We start from the raw sequence: 21331 nt of genomic DNA, 5'->3' as shown, positions 1-21331 counted from the left end.
AAAAACTGGGTTTTGTTATTATTTTTTATAGGGGGCTTGCTATTAGCTGTACCAATACCTATATATTATATGCTAAAGACAATTGTCATTAACCCCTCATTGAGGTTTCTGATCTTTTACTGGCTAGGCTGCTGACCATCATAAACCAATCATTTAAAATGTTGGATGGTACACAAGCAAACACAGTATTAGATATAAACCTCACGCTGACTTAATTTTGAGTATTTTCATGACCATAAATTATCAATACAAAAACATTCAATCTCCCACCAAGATCACGTTGACCGATGAGCAGTCTGCAGGTCACGCCGATCACTGGCGTATTCTGACCGATGATATGAGTCATGATGTGCCTGAATGGCTACAAAAAATGATCGAAGTCGCAGCGATGCCTAAAGGCCTGAACAACAACGTCAGTGCAAAAGACAGCTGCCTGCTTTTATCAGAAGATCAGCCATGCCATATTAATCAAGTGCTCGCGATGAAAGATGGTAAGCCAGAATGCTTTATCAATGCCTATCCTTGTGTCGATAGTCCTTACGGATTGAACTGCAAAATTGAGCGTGTCATCGCCAATGACAACTCGCACGATGCCGTGTTGCGCTTACGTACTGCTGATGGCAGCATTATTTATGCGTTTGATCAGCTCTATACGACCAATCGCCATCTCTATCAACGCGACACCTCTTACTATGTGAACTTTAGTGCTTGGGCGCACGAAATTAAGCTAAGCGAGCAAAACGAAGTCATTATGGTCGAAGACCAAGAGTCTATCCGTTATCACCGTGCCTTTAACGACATCGTGGCAGCAAATGACGGAAAAATCCCTGATGACCTACAAGAGCAAATCAGTGAATGGAAACCTGAAACCAAAGAGCAAATGGCACCTGTCGAGATCAACTTAGGCCATATGTGCGCTTACTTGTTTGGCGATACGCTAGGACAAGAAGATGAAGCTTGGTGTCAGGGGCAAGTGCTTGGCAAGCAAGAAACCGTGTTTAACGGTAAATCTATCATATTGTTTGATGTGGTAACGCTACGTGAGCAAGATGCAGATCCTTTTGTAGTGCGTATCGGTGCGCTTAATACTGCTGAAACTAATAGTATTAAAGTACATGACTACGTTCAAGCGAACGTATGGCTACAAGCAGCGATATACAAAGAAAACCAATCAAATGTGATGCAGCAATCAAAAGCTAGCTAGCCTGTTTGAAAGACTCTCTACAGCTTTCATGCTGCTACTTATGTAATTACCCAATGAAAAAGCCCCTAATATGAATTAGGGGCTTTTTTGTGTCTTATGGATTCTTACAACGCAAAAACGTAACGTAAAAATCGTACAAATATACGATTAAGCCATCGTCGTCATTGATTTGATGCGAGTGTATAGCTCTTTTTGCTCTGCGCTTGGACGTGCAGTCTGTACGGCCATCAACTGTGACATATCACCTTCGACACGGATTTTGCCACTCATAAACGCACCCATGATTTGATTGGTATCAAAATCAGTGATGATAGACTGTAGAATATCGCGATCTAGTAGCAGTGTCGTTGTTGCATTATCGTTTAAGCCGCGATGCAGCAAACCATTTGCAAAATTGGCTTCGATAGTTTTATCAGCTTCAGCCACTTTTAGGTTGACGACCATATTGGCAAGTACTGGCGGTAAATTTAACTCACCTGCTTCGTTGCCCATTTTTTCTACTTGCTCAAACCATTCATCTGTCAAAAAAACTGCCATATTATATTATCCTTAATTGATATTCTGTCAGACCAATACCATTTGAGGCACTATTGGCCTAACTATTAGAATTATTAAAATGATTGCTATCAATAGACCTATGCGATACATAGCCATTAATGACGTTCAGCCTCATTATAAAGGGCGACTTGATAAGAAGTAAAACCTATTTATCGGCTCAGCAATGTTATTGTTACAAAACTTCTTTGCAAGCCTACGCTTATGTTTAGCGAGCGCTTCCCCTATTCAATCAAAATGAGCATCTAGAATAGTGACAAAATTGTGTATAAAATAGAGGAGTAGCACAGCAATAATAAGTTGCTCGCTAACATTTATACCAAAGAGTTTGTATTTTGGCGCATAGTTCTGATGATATTTAATTAGGATTGCGTTACAATACCCTTAAACAGAGTCGGGAGTTTTAACCAAACATTACATAATCGTGTTTTTTGTCAGCCGTCGCTAGCATACATCTATGGTCAATGCGTTTTAATAGCCCTATAGATATGGGTATCTATCTTCATTAGTACAGATTTTTTCGTAATAATTAAGATACATATTTAGCCTTATGAGATGTTTGATGCTCAAAACGGCGCGTCTTCTTATTTACCTTGATGATCTATTAACAATCCTACTATCGATTGACCTTAAGTAAGGTGTACGAAATGCCTATTTCTATTTATTAGTATTAACTAATAGACAGTAAGGGCCTAAATCGATAGTTAATGACGTCATTGCGCTAAATAAGCCAAAAAACAACATGTGTTGGCGCTAGTATAAATATAAATTTGAGAGTATTTATAGTGCAGACAACATAGATTGTTGGTTAATTCTGTTGATAATTCGGGCTGTAAAGGAATCATCCAATGAGTTTACAAAACACAGCAGTCGCCCCAGTTGACCGTGAGTATGAAATTACTATCGTAAGATTTTTTACGATCATGGCTGTCGTTTGGGGCATCGTCGGCATGAGTCTTGGTGTGTTCATTGCTTCACAGTTAGCATGGCCAGCACTCAACTTTGACATTCCATGGCTGACCTTTAGTCGTTTAAGACCACTGCATACCAATGCGGTGATTTTTGCGTTCGGTGGCTCTGCCCTGTTCGCAACGTCTTACTACATCGTTCAGCGTACCTGTAAGACGCGTTTATTTGCGCCATATTTGGCTTGGTTTACCTTTTGGGGTTGGCAAGCGGTTATCGTATCCGCTGTTATTACCCTTCCTCTAGGTTTGACCTCAACTAAAGAATACGCTGAGCTTGAGTGGCCGATCGATATCCTAATTGCCTTGGTATGGATCTCTTATGCCATTGTATTTTTTGGTACGCTCATCAAACGTAAAACCTCACATATCTATGTGGCTAACTGGTTCTTTGCCGCTTTCATCATTACGATTGCATTACTACACATCGTAAACAGCATGGCGATTCCAGTTAGCGCGTTCAAATCTTATTCGCTATTTGGCGGTGCAACTGATGCGATGGTGCAGTGGTGGTACGGGCATAATGCGGTAGGTTTTTACTTAACGGCAGCCTTCCTTGGAATGATGTATTATTTTGTTCCTGTACAGATTGGCCGTCCTATCTATTCTTATCGTTTGTCTATCGTTCACTTTTGGGCATTGATTGCTTCATATATGTGGGCTGGTGGTCACCATTTGCATTATTCAGCGCTTCCTGATTGGACGCAGTCTCTTGCTATGGTCTTCTCAATCATCCTATTTGCACCATCTTGGGGTGGTATGATTAACGGTGTACTAACGTTATCAGGTAGTTGGGATAAGCTGCGTACCGATCCGATCATTCGCTTTATGATTGTTGCATTGTCGTTCTACGCGATGTCGACGTTCGAAGGCCCAATGATGTCTATCAAAACAGTGAATGCGCTATCGCATAACACTGACTGGACAGTTGGTCACGTACACTCAGGCGCACTTGGCTGGGTTGGTATGATTACTATTGGTTCGCTATACGTACTGCTACCACGTATTTATAACAAACCGAAGATGTACTCTATCAGCTTAATCACCACGCATTTTTGGCTTGCGACTGCAGGAACGATCTTCTATATCGTGTCTATGTGGATCTCAGGTATTGGCCAAGGCATGATGTGGCTTGCTACTAACCCAGACGGTACTTTGGTATATAGCTTCGTTGATACTGTTGAATTCTCGCATTTCCCATATATTGGCCGTGCATTTGGTGGCTTCTTGTATGTATCGGGTATGTTTGTAATGGCTTATAACTGCTATAAAACACTCAAAATGCCAGAAGGTAAGCCTGTAGATGTCGCTGATCCAACGGATCATGAACCTAGTGTCGAAAAACCTTCGACAGCTAACGTATAAGGAGCGATCATGGCTGGTACACCGCATGAAATTATTGAAAAAAATACAGGCTTGTTAGTCATTGGTATCGTGATTGCTATTAGTTTTGCAACGCTCGTTGAAATCGTGCCATTGATCTATGACAACAAGGGTCCTGAAGAAGGTGGGGTGAACGCTCCCCTTCCTGCCATGGAGCCTTGGACAGCGCTTGAATTTGAAGGTCGTGATATTTATATTCGTGAAGGATGTCACGTTTGTCATACTCAAATGGTTCGCCCATTACGTGCAGAAGTTGAACGTTATGGACCATATTCACGTGCCGCCGAGTCGACGTGGGATCATCCATTCTTATGGGGATCGAAACGTACTGGACCAGATTTAGCACGTGTTGGTGGCCGTTATTCTGAAGATTGGCAAAAGCAACATTTGATCAATCCACGTTCGCTAGTGCCTGAATCAGTTATGCCAGGTTTCCCTTGGTTGGCGACTAACGAAGTAGATGGCGAAAACATTCAAGCTAAAATGCGTCTATTCCGCGATCGCTTCGGTGTTCCTTATACTGAAGAAGATATTGAAGGCGCTCCAGATGCAGTGCTTGGCGCTACTGAGCTTGACGCTTTGGTCGCCTATCTACAGCAGTTAGGTACCGCAATGGAAGGACAGCGCTAATGGGTATTGGTGAATTACAAACAATTGCGACCGTTTCTGCCTTTATTGCCTTCGTAGGCGTTGCATGGTGGGCGTATTCGCCAAAAAACAAAAAACGCTTCGAAGAAGATGCACAACTTGCGCTTGATGACGAGGATATAAAATCTCTGTCTGAAGAGCAGCGCAATAAGGATAAATGATGACATTTTTTTGGAGTTCTTGGATCACGCTAATCAGTTTCGGTTGCTGGCTTTTTATTCTTGGCGTTCTGCTGTTTGTACTAAAATACAAACCAGACGTTGAGGAAGACGGTACTACTGGTCATGAATACGATGGTATCCGAGAATACGACAAACCACTTCCTAAATGGTGGTTGGTGATATTTTTTGGTTCAATCGTTTGGGGTGTGGCGTACTGGGTATTCTTTCCAGCTATGTTCCCGAAACACTGGGAAGGTATCGCCACCGTAGAAGTTGACGGTGAGACTGTACCGTGGACCTCTAAAAACGAGTTGTTCAGTGAGCTTGAAAGTAACAACAAAGTATTTACCGACAACTTTGAAAAAAGCATTCTGGTAAAAGCAGATGCTGCAGGTGCGACTGCAACATTGGGTACGCTAAATGAGCTACAAGCGACCATGCGTCGTAGCGAAAACCCACCAGCAGATCTACAGACTAAAATTGACGAAAAAGTTGCAGAACTTGCTCCTTACGTCGAAAAACTGTCTGAAAATCCAAATGCTTTAAAAGTTGGTAGCCGTTTGTTCTTACAGAACTGTTCTGTATGTCATGGCTCTAACGCGAAAGGTGCAACAGGCTACCCTAACCTAACAGATAACGATTGGTTATATGGTGGCGAAGCTAGCAACATCCTGACCACGCTACACAATGGTCGTATCGGCGGTATGCCTGCTTGGCGCGATCAGATCGGTGAAGACGGTGTACGTGCAGCTTCTGAGTATGTATTGTCACTATCTTCAAATAACGGTAGTAAGAGTAACGGTGAACTTGATCAAACTTTGGTTAATCAAGGCGAAGCAATCTTTAAGCAACAGTGTGCACTATGTCACTCTGAAAGCGGTAAAGGTATGATTTCAGCTGGTGCACCGAACTTGACTGACAATATCTGGTTGTATGGCGGTGAGCGTGAGACTGTACGTAATACACTACGTTATGGCCGTGCTGGCGTTATGCCTCAGTGGGAAACTAAGCTAGGTAATGAGCGTATCATGCTACTTGCTGCTTATATCTACTCACTATCAGATAAAACAGGCAAATCACCTGAAGCAGCACCGGTTACTGCTGCAGCTACTCAGCCTGTAGCAGCTGAAGAAGCAACTGCTAACTAAGACGTTGTTACTGTACTGAATGTGGACGAGATTTAATGAAGGGAGAACTGTTATTGCAGTTCTCCCTTTTGCGTATGGCGGTATTGATTTTCATTTAGAAATGACAATGATGAGCAGCTATAAACACTAGAAAACGTTCTCATATATTCGTTGATTTTTATGATTATCACCCCATTATTAGTAGGGAGAATGTTAAAATAGCTATTTTTTAAAATAGTCTATTGGTCATGGCTTTATATCGCTCTGACTCAATCACATAACACGATAGTCAACTTCACATAAATTAGATGCAGGTTTGTTTAGTCTACTATTTGTAGTACCTTCACTCCTCTTTGCTTGTATCAAGATTATGTTGAACCAACTATATTTACAATCGATCATTTGGTAAGCAGATTAGAAGGTTTTTCATCGAATTTCCTATCCGCTATTTACTGACATTGATAACATCATACACTCATATACCTCGACGCTAGAGGTGTTTGTTCATCATGCCAGCAGACTGATTCTTTTTTAAAGAGGCACGTTTATGTCAGCACAACAATCCAATAAAATTCCTGTACAACAAGTCGATCTTGATGCAACCAAGCATCGTGTGCATCCGAGGTTTGTCACAGGTCTTTATCAAAATATTCGTGTCATCACGATGTATGCCCTTTTGGCGGCTTTTTTACTTTTGCCATGGCTGCGCTATAATGATAGACAAGCAATATGGTTTGATGTGCCATCTCAGCATTATTATATTTTTGGCATGACGTTTTTGACGCAAGATTTTTATTTTATTGCTGCATTTGCCATTATTGCCGCGTTTACGCTGTTTATGGTGACGGTATATGCAGGGCGCGTTTGGTGTGGTTACGCCTGTCCTCAAACGATATGGACCCATCTATACCAATATGTTGAAAAATGGGTGATTGGCGATCGTAATAAACGCATCAAGTTTGATAAAGCGCCATTAAGTGCGAGCAAAGTATTCAAACGCACGGTTGTGTATTCAATCTGGTTTTTGCTTTCTGTGATTACAGCAGCGACCTTTGTTAGTTATGTGGCGGGAACAGACTCTCTATATCATAGCTGGCAGTCAATAGGAGTGATTCCATTCCCTGACTGGCCAACGTGGGTATGGGTTTCAATGTTTATCTTCACCTTCGCCACTTATGCCAATGCAGGCTACATGCGTGAGCAGATGTGTGTACAGATTTGTCCTTATGGCCGCTTTCAAAGTGTGATGTTTGATAAAGACACATTGATCGTATCTTATGATTATGAACGCGGTGAGCCACGCGGTGCCCGTAAAAAAGGCACAAATCCAGAGCACCTGGGCGACTGCATTGAATGTACCATGTGTGTGCAGGTCTGCCCTACTGGTATCGATATTCGTGATGGTTTGCAAGTTGGCTGTATCCAGTGTGCAGCTTGTATTGATGCCTGTAACGAAGTGATGGACAAGGTCGGCTATCCGCGTGGACTGATTCGTTATACGACCGAACGTCAGTTAGCAGAAAAAGAGCCAAGCCGCGTACTACGCCCACGATTATTTGCTTATTTGACGTTATTAGCTGTGCTATGTGGCGGTGTTATATATGCGCTGACCGATCGCGTGCCCTTAGAGATTGATATTCGCCGTGACCGTAATCAGTTGTCATCTATCAATACCCAAGGCATGATTGAGAACAGCTATATCGTCAAGCTGACCAACAAAACCCAAGAGCCTCACAATTATAAAATAACGCTCGCACCGCAAGAGGGTTTGAGTTTAGAGCTACGCTTCAACGATGTACCTTTAGAAGCAGGCGAAAGCTTCGATATGCCAGTTAGTATTTATGGTGATCCTGATGTGATAGAGTTTGGCCAAACGCCTGTCACGCTAAATGTGAGCAGCGAAAATGGCAAGTATAAGGTAAGTAAGCAAAATATCTTTACGACCCAAGGTCAGTAAATTACTGACTTATCCATTATTTAGTTTTATGTATCTCATTCGGTAGTCTAGCTAGTTCAAGTAGTTAAATAACTATTCTAGCTAAAGACTATCGAATAAATTTTTTACCATTAAACTGGTAGCGCTTAGCCGCCAAATTATCCGTTGATACCATTTATAGATGTCTAATGAACGGCTATCTATTGAATGCGTATCTGATGCATAGGTATTTTATGTCTACTCCAGCACCGAACTTTAAACATCAAGATAAGCAGCCATGGTATAAAAATTACATGGTCGTTATCTTTGTGATTGGCATGCCTGCTGCGGTCGTGATCGCTTGTATCTGGTTTGTTTACTACTCTTACCAGATCCGCGACAGCGTGGTACGTGACGACTGGTATATGGATGGCAAAACGCTCTATCACGACGTATCACGTGACAAGCTTGCTTATGATTTGGACTTGCATGGCAAGATGCAATTTTCGGATAATGGCGATGTTGTGTTTTATCTCAATTATCCTGAGCAAAGTGTGCAGTCAGGTAAGCTATTGAACGGCCAGCCACTTACTTATCCTGATACGCTTGATCTTTCAATCTCGCATGCAACCGACATCAAAAAAGACCGTGACGTCGTGCTAAAGCATGTTGAGGGCAATAAATACAGCGCCCAAGTGGATCTTGATTCGGTAAAAGCCAAATATTACCTGCAAGTGAATAACGATGGCAAGGACGATTGGCGTATGCAAGATGTCGCCAAGCTTCCGCGCTCAGAGGTTAGCTTTAAACCTTTACCTGTCTTTGCTAAAAGTTAATGCTGTTAGTAGCATCCAGACATAAAAAAACCAGCCACTCGTCAGAGATCGGCTGGTTTTTTTTGAGCTATTTAATATTCTACTAATGAATAGGTACTATTTAATATGACCCTGATTCATAACTACTAAATCACAGGGTTAATCGTTGGGATTTTCTGTGCTTTACGCTCGTTTTGCGCGGCTTTGTCCGTCTCTGTGGAATAAGGCTTGTCACTAGCGAACTTAGGATTGAACGTTTGCGTCCTTGGTGATACAGGTAAACCAATCTCAGCCAAACTCTCTGTCTGCCCGGCTTGAATATTGTCGCCTTCAAATAAACGCTCATCATTATCACGATCAAGACTGAGTGTTTCAAAATCAAAAAGCTCACGATCAGCTAATTGCGATGGCGCAACGTTTTGCATTGCCTTAAAGATAGAAGCCAAACGCTGCGGATGAGCGTCATCCCATTCACGCAGCATATCGTTGATGATGGCACGCTGTAGATTATTCTGGCTGCCACAAAGATTACAAGGAATGATTGGGAATTCCTTTAATTTGGCGTACTCAATGATGTCTTTCTCTTCGACATAGGCCAATGGGCGAATCAGCATATTTTGCTTGTCATCACTCAGTAGCTTGGGCGGCATGGATTTGAGCGCACCACCATGGAATAAGTTCAAAAAGAAGGTCGCCAGCATATCATCACGATGATGGCCAAGGGCAATTTTAGTCGCACCAATTTGTTTGGCAAAGCCATATAGTGAGCCGCGGCGTAGACGTGAGCATGCAGAGCAATAAGTCTTGCCTTCTGGCACCACGCTTTTGACGATGCTATATGTGTCTTTTTCTAAAATATAGTGAGCGATGCCCTGCTCGTTTAGATACGCAGGTAAAATGTCTTCTGGATAGCCTGGCTGCTTCTGGTCTAGATTGACCGCAACGATATCAAAATGAATCGGTGCAATGCGTTTTAGCAGTAATAAAATATCAAGTAAGGTATAGCTGTCTTTACCACCCGAAACACAGACCATCACCACATCGCCATCTTCAATCATATTAAAATCGCGGATTGCCCAAGAGACTTGGCGACGCAGCTTCTTTTGTAGTTTACGAAAGTACGCTGATTCGGTAGGTGCTTTCGCATCGGCAAACTGCTCGTCAATCATGTCCTCATCACTGCCCTCTTCAAAGACGTCATCGTACTCTCTACTATCAGTATCGGTGTTTAAAGCCTGACTATCAAAGCTCGTTGCATCAGATACATCATCAGCTTGAGAAGGAATATTTGGCGTAAATAAGGTTGCTGCGGTCATAAGTTACTCAATATCTTTATAAGGGTGATTTTACTATAAAGCGATTTTCGATAAGGCTTTTAAAGCATTATCACCGATGTCAGGTGACTACTACTTTAAAAGCTGCAATTATAACAAATATTGCTAACAGATTGAAAAGATGACAGTAATACCGACTTTATTTTATTGCAGTGCTATGTAAACTAGCTTAGTGACGGGTGATTGGTCGCTTCGTGGTTCTGTAATAGACGTATTTTTGCTAAAATAGCCGTTTTCGTAAACCAATAATAGATATCACTATGACTAACGTTACTTTGCAAAATACCCCTAATCAAGTATCAGATGCTGATTTAGCTGCTCTTACCAAAAGCCAAAATGCGGTTGTCCTTTTATCAGGCGGTCTCGATTCGGTGACTTGCTTACATTGGGCAAAAGCGCGCTATGCATCAGTGACAGCAGTCAGCTTTAACTATGGTCAACGTCATAATAGTGAACTTGTCGCCGCAAAGACGATCGCTGAGACAGCAGGTGTCAATCATAGAATCATCGATATTGATATCGCACAACTGGGTGGCTCATCGCTAACAGACCACAGCATGATCGTGCCAGATGGTGATTCGGACAAATTCCCTAGCAAAAAACGCGACGAAATCGATAACGACGCTATCCCAAATACCTATGTGCCTGCGCGCAACACTATCTTCTTATCGTACGCGTTAGCAGTCGCCGAAGTCGCTGATGCCAATCATATCGTCATCGGTGTCAGCTCAGTTGACTATTCTGGCTATCCTGATTGTCGCCCAGAGTATATAGCTGCCTTTGAACATATGGCCAACCTTGCGACAAAAGCAGGCGTTACTGGTCATCGCTTATCGATTCAAACGCCATTGCAGCAACTGTCAAAAGCCCAAACTATTGAGCTTGGTCTGTCATTAGGTGTCGATTACGGACAGACGATTTCTTGTTATCGTGCAGATGCCAATGGTCTTGCTTGCGGTGTTTGTGATAGTTGCGCATTGCGTCGTCAGGGCTTTGCCCAAGCTGGCGTAACTGACCCTACTCATTATCAGTCTTAATTAATTTTAGTCGGTTATATATAAATTGTATAAGGTATCAAGCGCGCTTATTCCGCTATCCTTCCTTATGTTTAAATCATATCAAATCGACTATGTATTAACGCTAAATATTGCGTGAAATGGTGATATCCATCAACATTCGCGCAACATTCGCTTGCATTAACACAGCACGTCGTTCTTGTATTCTAATCGACATACTTGCTATCGTATGAACGATTATATTTATCGAAAGATGTACATGACGATATCGGTCACTCATATATTGATGAGTTGACTTTGCATTGAGCAAAAGATAAAAAATTGACGCTACCCGTAAGAGGAAATTTATGAAGTTTTTGCCAGTACTACCCCTAGCCTTAGCGGCCCTGTTTGCCTTGCCACAAGCTAACGCTGCTGACATTAAGCAAGATAATATCAATTCATGTGTCAATGGCGCAGTCAAATACAAAGTCGCTGACAAAAGCAACGCAACCAAACTATGTAACTGTACTATTAATGTGCGCAGCAACATGACTATCGGTCAAATGTGGGAAATCGAAAGCTACGCGCAAGATAAGAAAGACCCTTCTAATCTGCCATATGTGAAAGCGATGCAAAAAGATTTGCAGCAGTGCACCGTTGGCTTGGATTTGAAGAAGCCACAAAAACCTGCTTAACCTCTAATCGTTTGATATACAAAAGACTGGCTATTGCCAGTCTTTTTTGTTGCCAATGAATGGGCAAAGTGTAAAACTGATTATTTATTTCTACTAATCTGCCTATAATAAGAACACTATAAATAGAACCATCATTAAGCCAATACACACAACTAAAACTAATAAGGATTTTACAATGGCCAAGCCAACAACAGAAACCATTCACCTACCTGATTTCCCAGTAACCATAGTACGCAAGCTTGCTGGTAATTTTATTCATGATGAAATCAATTTAAAAGAAATGGTTGCCAATACCGATAAAGGCCTTATTGTCTATTTTTATCCCAAAGATAACACGCCAGGCTGCACCACACAGGCAACAGAGTTTACCTCGCACTTTCATGACTTCGATGAATTGGGCTACGACATTATTGGCGTCTCTCGTGATAGCGTTGAATCTCATGAAAAATTTATCGATAAGTATGACTTACAGATTCCACTTATCAGTGACGCTGATGAAAAGCTATGCCAGTATTTTGATGTTATCAAAGAAAAAAATATGTACGGCAAAATTACGCTAGGCCTTGTACGTTCGGCATTTGTATTCGATAAAAACAGTGAGCTGACTCATGCACAGCGTAACCTACGTGCCAAAGACTATACCAGTCGTTTACTTACTATATTGGCGCCGTAATTATTGGTTCTGTAATTAAGTCAGTATTATTGACGTTATAGTTAAATCAATATTCATCATAAAAACGATAAAAACCGAATAAAAAATATAAGCCAAGCATTCAGTCTATTACTGAATACAACCTTGCCCCTATTAGAAAATAATATGAATAAACAATCTGGCACGACCACTGACGATACGCCGAAAGAAGTCACGCGCAAAGTATCTGTCGCTATTATTGGTGCTGGTACCGCAGGTCAAAATGCTTTTCGCCAAGCGAGTAAAATCAAAGATGACGTAATCATTATTAATGAAGGATTTTGGACCACGACCTGTATTGCGGTCGGCTGTATGCCTAGTAAGCTGCTAATTGCAGCTGCTGATCGCGCACATGATGCCAACCATTCTGCTGAGTTTGGTATTCATGCGACCGCGCAAATTGATGGCAAACGAGTTATGGAGCGTGTGCGTGACGAACGCAGTCATTTTGCCAGCTATATTAAAAAGCAAGTAGACAGCTGGCCTGACCATAAGAAAATCGACGGTCGTGCTCATATCAATGAGCAAGGGCTAATCGAGGTCAATGATGAGCTCATTGCTGCTGAGCAAATCATTGTCGCCACCGGTAGCTCGCCGTTTATTCCTGATGGGTGGGCGGACAAGCTTGGCGATACCATGCTCACTTCTGATAGTGTCTTTGAGCTTGAAGACTTACCAAAAACGATGGCTGTCGTCGGTGCTGGCGCTATTGGCCTAGAACTTGCACAAGCATTCACACGTTTAGGTGTGGAAGTTACGCTGCTAAACCGTGCCAAACAAGTGGCTGGTCTAAAAGATGATGATATTAATAATAAAGCCATGGATTGCTTAAGTCATGAATTCACCATGCATCTAGGTAGCGAAATTACCGATGTAGGCACAAAAGCAGGTGAAGGTAACAAAAGTGCGTTTATCAAATATGAAGATAGTGCTGGTGAGTCTCAGCAATGGCAAGGCGAGTACGTCTTAGTTGCTACTGGTCGTCGCAACAATATTAAGCAGCTAGGTGTCGAAAACTTAGGTGTCGAGCTAGACGATAAAAACCGTCCAAAAAACTTGAGTAAAAAAACAGGCCAGATTGGTGACTTAAACGTTTATATCGTTGGGGATGCCAATGCTAATATTCCGTTACTGCATGTGGCTAGCGATGAAGGCTATAGTGCGGGCAGTATGGTCTGCGAAAACACAGAAGCGGCCTATATTCGCCCACCTGCGACTCCGTTTTCTATCGTATTTTGCTCACCGCAAATCGTTAATGTTGGTATGTCGCTACCAGCAATTCAAAAAGATTCAGAACTCGAATTTGTTATCGGTAGCGTAAGCTTTGATAATCAAGGACGTAGCCGTGTAATGGGTGTCAACTGCGGCTTACTACATATCTATGGCTGCAAAAAGACAGACAGAATTTTAGGCGCCAGTATGGTCGGTCCTGATGCTGAATATATCGGTCACATACTTGCTACAGCGATTACCAATGATTTGAGTATTAAAGATATGCTCGACACCCCTTTTTATCATCCAACGATATTAGAGGGGCTACGTACAGCGTTACGTGATGTGCAGTACAAAATGGAGATACCTTTCCAATCTTTAGACACCCAAAAGGATAATTCTTAATCGACCCTTTAGCTAACTCCTCAAGTCAGCAATGCCTTTAAATTAATAGTAGCTAGTCTTACCATTACTTTATTTGATTGCTTCGACGACTTGAGGTAATTTATAAATAGATATTCGTTTAAACTTTTTGTACAAATACACCCTGCATGGACGAAAAAATGCCAATCGCTAGTGTTACCGAGTTTTTTGAAGAGATCGTTCGCGACTTACATACTAGCCTATATCTTGCTCTTGGCGGCTCTATAGATGAAGAGTCACTTAATTGGTCCTCTCAAGCAGTAGAATTGGCGAGCACTGGCATCAAAATCCTAATACTGCTTGCGGTATTGGGATTTTTTTATTGGTTGGCCAATTATATCCTTAGACAAAGCCGTGCCAAAATTCGATTAAATGAGCGCCGCACTAAGATTGTCCGTTCAGTTTTGCGCTATGTCTGGATTGTCGCCAGTCTGATAGCGATTATGAGTCAGATAAATTTTGAGCCAGAGACCATCAAAGCCACCGCAAAGGCAAGCACTTGGGCAGGTATCTATTACGTACTTTGGGCATCATCAGGACAAATCATTCACAGAGTCCTACAGCACTATGGTCTCAATGCTTCCATAGAACAGCTCCTCAAAAATATTTTATCTGTATTACTATTGGTACTCGGGCTTGCCAGCGTCATGGCGCAATTTGGTTTTGACATTGTATCGCTAGTGGCAGGTTTGGGTATTGTTGGTTTGGCAGTAGGTTTCGCCGCTCAATCGACACTTGCCAATTTTATCGCTGGTATCACCATTCTGCTTGAGCAATCTTTTCAAGTTGGTGATTGGATTCATATCAATGACAATGAAGGGCGCGTGGTACTTATCGCCTTGCGCACCACTCATATTCTCACTCGAGACAATATCACTGTCATTATCCCGAACTCCAATGTTGCCTCATCAGAAGTCATCAACCTGACTTCCAAAAACTTTATCCGTTTTGATATTCGTGTACGTATCGCGTTCGAAGATGATATTGAGACAGCTCGCAAGGAAATCTTGCAAGTACTCAGCGATACCGATGCGGTGCTTAATCGTCCTGAGACCTCAGCTACTGTGGCAGAAATTGGCGAATATGGCGTATTTTTTATCGTACGCTTTTGGGTTAAACCAGCAGCCGTTGCCCGCATCCCCAAAATCAAAGAAGTGCTACAAGAAGAGATTAAAATTGCATTTGATGCGGCTAATATCTCTACGCCCTATCCGCATATGCGATTGCTGATGCCAAAGGATGTTGACTACCCTATCGCAACCAAGCCCTTTGCAACCACCACTCAAATCGTCCCAGAGGAATTATCCTTAACGAAAGGTGAGTAGAGAATTTATTTTCACGTATTTAGCTATCACATCTTAAAATCTTAAACACGGCTACTTTGAACCATCCTACTGTGAATTATGGTAAAATTGCCGGTTACACCGATTATCTTATTATTTGCTTTTTTGTCAATTTAGCCCACAGGTACCCGTATGACCGAACAAACCGCGCCCGCATCTCTAACAGCAGCTTCACCAGAGTTGTCGCTTGATCTTATTATTACCTGTGCCGATGGGCTTGAGGCACCACTGCAGACTGAGCTAACCAGTTTTGGCATTGACAGCGAAATCAAAAGTACCGGCCGTCTAGCTGTAACTGGTGGCTTACGTGAGCTATATACTATCTGTCTATGGTCACGCGTGGCCTCGCGGGTATTGATGCTGATTAAACGTAAAAACATCAATGCAGAATACGACGTTGCGGAGCAGCTATACGGCTTGGCAAAATCGGTCAATTGGACTGAGCAGTTTAGCCTAGAGCAAACCTTTGCTATCCGTCTGTCTGTTGATAAGCGTGTCGCTGTCAGTCAGCAGTTTGCCATGCTACGTATTAAAGATGCGATTGCTGATACGTTTAACGAAGTTTACGACAGCCGTCCTAACGTCGACAGCAAAAACCCAGACTTCTCTGTTTTTGCAACCATTAATGACAAGCAAGCTGAGTTGTATTTAGATTTATCAGGTATCAGTTTGCATCGCCGTGGTTACCGTGTGGCTATGACAGAAGCACCATTAAAAGAAAACTTAGCAGCTGCCCTACTTTATAGTGCTGGTTGGCACAAGAAAAACGAAGCTGGCGATGCACCTTTCTATAATGCGTTAATTGACCCAATGTGTGGCTCTGGAACGTTCCTTATCGAAGCGTTATTGATGCATTGCGACTATGCCGTGGGTATCGACAAAGCTGCCAATCAATTTGGCTTTTACCAGTGGCAGCATCATGACGAGACGTTATGGCAAGAAATGATCGATGATGCTCAAACGCGTTTCCGTGAAGCATTAGAGATTGCCAACGAGCAGCCTGATACGTTGCCGCTTATGCTGGGCTTTGATGCTGATAGTGGTGCGATTCTTGCCACAGAGAAAAACCTTATTGCCGCAGGTTTACAAGACCTTTTACCGCTACTCGATATCGAGCATCGTGCGCTTGATCAACTTAGTAATGTCCTTAAGCCATTGGTTAATGATGGTCGATTGAGCAATCCTTTGGTCATTACCAACCCACCGTATGGTGAGCGTTTGGGTGATGAAGAAATGATTAAGCCGTTGTACCAAGCGATTGGGCTGATATTGCAAGACAGCTTTGCCGGTAGTGGCATTGACCCGATGCTTGGCATATTGGCCTCTCATGTTGAACAAGTAGATATTCTACCGATTAAAGAACCAAAAACCTTACGCTGTCATAATGGTGCTATCACCGTCTATTTCCGCTACGGAACGCTTATCGCTGGGCAAACGGGCAATCTTGTTAGTCGTTTTGAGAAACGCGAGATTGAAGTAGAAGATGGTCAAGACTTCATTAACCGTCTGCAAAAAAACCTTGCTAAACTCAAGAAACTGGCCAAAAAAGACAACGTAAGCAATATTCGTGTTTACGATGCTGATTTACCTGATTTCAAAGTCGCGATCGACTTATACGGTGATTATGCGCATGTGCAAGAATATGCACCACCAAAGACCATCCCACCTGAGACTGCGAAAAAGCGCTTTAACTTGGCATTGATGGGTATCCGTGAAGTCTTTGATATTAACCGTGAACAGATCTTTATCAAAACGCGTGCTCGTCAGTCTGGTAACGATCAGTACAGCAAGCAGAACACCACAGAAAAACGTGGCAAGTTTCATGTTGCGCGCGAAGATGGTGCTTACCTTTACGTCAATTTTACAGATTACTTAGATACTGGTCTGTTTATCGATCACCGTAATATGCGCGCTCGTATCAAAGATAACAGTCGCGGTAAAGCCGTACTTAACCTGTTCGCTTATACTTGTACCGCAAGTGTGCATGCAGCGCTTGCTGGTGCGAAAAAAGTCACTAGCGTTGATTTGTCACAGAACTATCTAGATTGGGGTAAACAAAACTTTGTCTTGAACGGTTTGGATGTTAGCCGCAATAAGTACCAGTTCGTTGCTGCCGATATCTTTGAGTGGATTAAAGACAATACCGAACAGTTCGATGTTATCTTTATTGATCCACCAACCTTCTCAAACTCTAAGAAATTCCAAGGTACTTTTGATGTGCAACGTGACCATGCGGCATTGATTAATCGTGCCATGAACCGCCTCACCTCTGATGGTGTCTTGTACTTTTCTAACAACTTTACGCGTTTTGAGTTAGATGAGCAGTTGACTCAGCGTTATGAGATCATTGATATCACACAAAAAACCATTGGCTTTGATTTCAACATCAAAAAGCCGATTCATCAAAGCTTTGAGATTCGTCATCGTCAAAGTCTATAATTCGAAGTTTTAGATTTACAGTTTAGAATCTAAAGTCCGTAAACAGGATTTTGATAAGTAAGACTATAGATATATAGTGGCAATATAAGTACCTGAAACTTCTGTTTTTTGCCGAATGTATATGAAATATAACAATGGTCCAATCAGCTTTGATTGGGCCATTTTTTGTTGCTATGATAGAGCGTTACTAGGCGATGGATTTGCGCAGTTATTGCGTAAGCATCGCCTTTTTTCGATGACCTTATAAAACCACTAACGTCTAATAAAAAGGATAACACCATGGCTTTATCACTTAATAAAGGCGGTAATTTATCGCTAACGAAAACTGACCCAAATTTAACCAAGCTACTTATCGGTCTTGGTTGGGATGAGCGTGCCACTTCTGGTGCTGAGTTCGACCTTGATGCTAGCGTGTTTTTGCTAAATGGCGCGGGTAAAGTACGCGGCGATCATGACTTTATCTTTTACAATCAGCTGAAGTCTGACAATGGTGCTGTCGAGCACACTGGCGACAACCGTACTGGCGAAGGCGACGGTGATGATGAGGTTATCAAAGTAAATCTCACTCAAGTACCTGCTGATGTAGATAAAGTAGTCGTGACAGTGACTATTCATGACGCTGCAGCGCGTAGCCAGAACTTTGGACAGGTCGCAAACGCCTTTATCCGTGTCGTCAATGAAGAAACAGGCACTGAAGTCGTACGTTTTGATCTAGCAGAAGATTACTCTGTAGAGACAGCGATGGTGTTTGGCGAAGTATATCGTCACAACGGCGAATGGAAATTCCGTGCTGTTGGTCAAGGCTACTCGGGCGGCTTGCAAGCGATGTGTCAGCAATACGGTGTTGATATCTAAAACCATTATTTACTGGTATTTAGTCTGTTATTAGTCACTGTCATCACGTCCAAAATAGCAAACCGCCATCGTTGCAAATAGTCACAATTTTTAATGGCCAAATGACTAGTAATGCTTTACGTTTCGTTTAAAATTATGCATAAAAAGTGGTTAGTAATAACCGCTTTTTTGCGGTTCATGCCTATACTAGGTAGACCTTAGCTTTACGCAACCATACAGGATGTGTCATGAGACATTTTTATTTAGACTTTATCTTTACCGCAATTGCTTTAGCAATAGCAGCATGGTGGGGATATTCACATGGCGGTATGGGTGGCATGATAGCCACTCTTTCTATTACCGCTATTTTGGCCGTCATGGAGATTTCATTATCTTTTGATAATGCGGTGGTCAATGCTTCAGTCCTTAAGGGCTGGGACGAATTTTGGAAAAAGATATTTTTAACCGTTGGTATCCTAATCGCCGTATTCGGTATGCGATTGGTCTTCCCTATTGTCATCGTCGCGGTTACTGCCGACCTTGGTATGATGGAAGTCATCAACTTGGCTTTATATAGCCCTGAAGAGTACTCAGCAAGACTAATGGCACACCATGCGGAAATCTCAGCATTTGGTGGTATTTTCTTACTATTGGTATTCTTGAACTTTATTTTCGATGACAAAGAAGTACATTGGTTTGACTGGCTTGAGAGCCGTTTAGCCAAGCTAGGTAAAGTCGATGCCATGAGCGTATTTGTAGCGCTTATCGTCTTGATGATTGCGGTATCGTGGGCTAATGCAGAGCAGTCAAGCGCTGTCCTAATCGCAGGTGTTTGGGGTATCTTGGTTTATCTGGGTGTACAGGTTGTATCAGGTATGCTTGAGGGGGACCTTGAAGAAGACCTAGAGAACGAAGAAAACGGTTCGGGCGCTGCGGCGACCAGTGCCATTATGAAAGGCGGTATCATTGGTTTCTTATACTTAGAAGTCCTAGATGCTTCATTCAGTTTCGATGGTGTGATTGGCGCATTTGCAATCACCAATGACGTAATTGTTATCATGTTAGGTCTTGCGATTGGTGCGATGTTCGTGCGTTCTATGACTATCTTCTTGGTAGACAAAGGCACGCTTGACGAGTTCATCTATCTTGAGCATGGCGCACATTATGCCATCGGCGCATTGGCACTGATTATGCTATTGTCAGTGAAGTTCCATGTGCCAGAGATTATCACTGGTCTGATTGGTATTGCCTTTATTGGTTGGGCGCTGCTAGCGTCACTTCAGTATCGTAAAGCTGAGAAAGCAAGCCTGAACTAAGCCATGTTCTCAATGTAATCTGTATCTAGTTATACATCTAAGCAGGTCATATCATCAGGTATGGCCTGTTTTTTTGTCATATTGTCAGGTCTTGTGGAAGCCCCAAAATATCGAAATGACCCATAATTGAGACAATCAATGGTTAAAGTTACGTTTGCCCTGTTACTATTACCCTATCTTCAGTTAAAATCCTCATCCTTAAATAACTTGTCGAAATAAGACCCTATAAACGATATGCAAAAAATTCTTGATGATATTGCCGCAGAGATGGCAAGTGAAACTGACCGCGGCAAAGTGGCAGATTATATTCCGCAACTGGCTCATATTGATCCTAATCAGTTCGGTATAGCCGTAGCGACTCCTGATGGGCATATGTATACAGCAGGTGATGCAAGCACTCTGTTTTCCATCCAAAGTATCTCTAAGGTATTTACCTTAACCATTGGTCTTGGCAAGCTAGGCGATACACTTTGGACACACGTCGGGCGTGAACCATCTGGCGATCCTTTTAATTCAATTGTGATGCTCGAGCATGAGTCTGGTCGACCGCGCAACCCATTTATCAATGCTGGTGCCATTGCCGTGGTGGATGCTATTATGATGGGGCATAAACCCAAAGAAACATTGGGTGAAATCCTGCAGTTTGTCCACCTCATTGCAGATGATGAGTCAATTCGCTTTGATCATAAAGTAGCGGCTTCTGAGATGGCGCACAAGGACCGAAATGCCTCTCTGGCGCACTTTATGAAATCCTTTGGTCGTTTAAGACACGATGTGGATAATGTATTAGGTACGTATTTTCATCAGTGCTCAATTGCAATGAACTGCCAACAGTTGGCCAGTGCCGGTCTTTATTTAGTGTCTAACGGAGTTGATAAGCACTCAGGAGTACGTGTAATCAATGAAAAACGAGCACGCCGTATTAACTCATTGATGATGATGTGTGGTCATTATGATGGTTCTGGCGAATTTGCTTACCGTGTGGGCTTACCAGGCAAAAGTGGTGTTGGTGGCGGTATTTTGACGATAGCACCGGGTAAAGGATCCATCGCTGTTTGGTCACCAGGGCTTGATCATGTAGGTAACTCTAAGCTTGGACTAAAAGCACTAGAGCGCTTCGTACAAAAAACTGGCTGGTCGGTTTTTGCAGAATAAGAGATACATGTATATTTATCTAAATAGGTTTTTTATATAATGCCATGCTCTCATACTAGCTGCGAAGCATACCTAAGCCATGAGTTAGTTTGTTCTAAGCCTATATAGTCAGTCGATG

At 42.4% G+C, this 21331-nt stretch carries 18 protein-coding genes; 16 read left to right on the top strand and 2 right to left on the bottom strand.

The window, feature by feature from the left end:
* Nucleotides 1–229: 229 nt before the first annotated feature.
* Nucleotides 230–1204 (top strand): hypothetical protein, encoded by a 975-nt coding sequence (locus I3249_RS08235; RefSeq protein ID WP_238069475.1) that lies wholly within the window; start codon nt 230–232, stop codon nt 1202–1204.
* Nucleotides 1205–1351: 147 nt separating this feature from the next.
* Here I3249_RS08235 and I3249_RS08230 read toward each other — a convergent pair whose 3' ends face one another.
* Nucleotides 1352–1741: an SCP2 sterol-binding domain-containing protein gene (locus I3249_RS08230; RefSeq protein ID WP_057760797.1), complete on the bottom strand. Its 390-nt coding sequence runs from the start codon at nt 1739–1741 to the stop codon at nt 1352–1354.
* Between the two features lie 866 nt (nt 1742–2607).
* Between I3249_RS08230 and ccoN the strand changes: the two genes are divergently transcribed.
* The 6 genes from ccoN to I3249_RS08200 all read left to right on the top strand — a co-directional run bounded on the left by ccoN (nt 2608) and on the right by I3249_RS08200 (nt 8794).
* Complete coding sequence (gene ccoN, locus I3249_RS08225) at nt 2608–4089, top strand: cytochrome-c oxidase, cbb3-type subunit I (protein WP_057760799.1); 1482 nt, start codon at nt 2608–2610, stop codon at nt 4087–4089.
* Nucleotides 4090–4098: 9 nt separating this feature from the next.
* Nucleotides 4099–4737: a cytochrome-c oxidase, cbb3-type subunit II gene (gene ccoO / locus I3249_RS08220; protein ID WP_057760802.1), complete on the top strand. Its 639-nt coding sequence runs from the start codon at nt 4099–4101 to the stop codon at nt 4735–4737.
* Nucleotides 4737–4916, top strand: a complete 180-nt coding sequence (locus tag I3249_RS08215; protein ID WP_057760804.1) for a CcoQ/FixQ family Cbb3-type cytochrome c oxidase assembly chaperone — start codon at nt 4737–4739, stop codon at nt 4914–4916. The genes ccoO and I3249_RS08215 overlap by 1 nt, the downstream gene beginning before the upstream one ends.
* Nucleotides 4916–6064 (top strand): cytochrome-c oxidase, cbb3-type subunit III, encoded by a 1149-nt coding sequence (gene ccoP, locus I3249_RS08210; RefSeq protein ID WP_238069473.1) that lies wholly within the window; start codon nt 4916–4918, stop codon nt 6062–6064. Before I3249_RS08215 ends, ccoP begins: the two co-directional genes overlap by 1 nt.
* A 526-nt stretch (nt 6065–6590) precedes the next feature.
* Nucleotides 6591–8000, top strand: coding sequence for a cytochrome c oxidase accessory protein CcoG (ccoG, locus tag I3249_RS08205; protein ID WP_238069471.1), 1410 nt, complete (start codon nt 6591–6593; stop codon nt 7998–8000).
* A gap of 212 nt (nt 8001–8212) precedes the next feature.
* A complete protein-coding gene (locus I3249_RS08200; RefSeq protein WP_238069469.1) occupies nt 8213–8794 on the top strand; it encodes a FixH family protein in 582 nt (193 codons plus the stop codon).
* A gap of 125 nt (nt 8795–8919) precedes the next feature.
* On the opposite strand, the gene ttcA is transcribed toward I3249_RS08200, so the two are convergent.
* The gene (gene ttcA / locus I3249_RS08195) at nt 8920–9942 is read right to left on the bottom strand and encodes a tRNA 2-thiocytidine(32) synthetase TtcA (RefSeq protein WP_238069528.1); all 1023 of its coding nucleotides are present in this window, start codon (nt 9940–9942) and stop codon (nt 8920–8922) included.
* A 425-nt stretch (nt 9943–10367) separates the two neighbouring features.
* Between ttcA and queC the strand changes: the two genes are divergently transcribed.
* The 9 genes from queC (at nt 10368) to I3249_RS08150 (ending at nt 21213) form a co-directional block, all read left to right on the top strand.
* On the top strand, nt 10368–11144 hold the full coding sequence (queC, locus tag I3249_RS08190) for a 7-cyano-7-deazaguanine synthase QueC (protein ID WP_238069467.1): 777 nt from the start codon (nt 10368–10370) through the stop codon (nt 11142–11144).
* Nucleotides 11145–11470: 326 nt separating this feature from the next.
* Entirely contained in the window at nt 11471–11800 is a 330-nt protein-coding gene (locus tag I3249_RS08185) for a hypothetical protein (protein ID WP_238069465.1), read from the top strand.
* Between the two features lie 175 nt (nt 11801–11975).
* Nucleotides 11976–12473, top strand: coding sequence for a peroxiredoxin (locus I3249_RS08180; RefSeq protein ID WP_238069463.1), 498 nt, complete (start codon nt 11976–11978; stop codon nt 12471–12473).
* Nucleotides 12474–12617: 144 nt separating this feature from the next.
* Entirely contained in the window at nt 12618–14108 is a 1491-nt protein-coding gene (locus I3249_RS08175) for a dihydrolipoyl dehydrogenase (RefSeq protein ID WP_238069462.1), read from the top strand.
* 158 nt (nt 14109–14266) lie between these two features.
* Complete coding sequence (locus tag I3249_RS08170; protein WP_238069460.1) at nt 14267–15451, top strand: mechanosensitive ion channel family protein; 1185 nt, start codon at nt 14267–14269, stop codon at nt 15449–15451.
* A 150-nt stretch (nt 15452–15601) separates the two neighbouring features.
* Complete coding sequence (gene rlmKL / locus I3249_RS08165) at nt 15602–17908, top strand: bifunctional 23S rRNA (guanine(2069)-N(7))-methyltransferase RlmK/23S rRNA (guanine(2445)-N(2))-methyltransferase RlmL (RefSeq protein ID WP_238069459.1); 2307 nt, start codon at nt 15602–15604, stop codon at nt 17906–17908.
* Between the two features lie 279 nt (nt 17909–18187).
* Complete coding sequence (locus I3249_RS08160; protein WP_057760825.1) at nt 18188–18763, top strand: TerD family protein; 576 nt, start codon at nt 18188–18190, stop codon at nt 18761–18763.
* 227 nt (nt 18764–18990) lie between these two features.
* Nucleotides 18991–20058, top strand: a complete 1068-nt coding sequence (locus tag I3249_RS08155) for a DUF475 domain-containing protein (RefSeq protein WP_238069458.1) — start codon at nt 18991–18993, stop codon at nt 20056–20058.
* A gap of 234 nt (nt 20059–20292) precedes the next feature.
* Nucleotides 20293–21213, top strand: coding sequence for a glutaminase (locus I3249_RS08150; protein ID WP_238069457.1), 921 nt, complete (start codon nt 20293–20295; stop codon nt 21211–21213).
* Nucleotides 21214–21331 lie beyond the last annotated feature (118 nt).

It is taken from the genome of Psychrobacter sp. Ps1, assembly GCF_022129425.1.
In the GTDB taxonomy this organism is placed as follows: domain Bacteria; phylum Pseudomonadota; class Gammaproteobacteria; order Pseudomonadales; family Moraxellaceae; genus Psychrobacter.
This window is presented reverse-complemented; position numbering and strand designations above follow the sequence as displayed.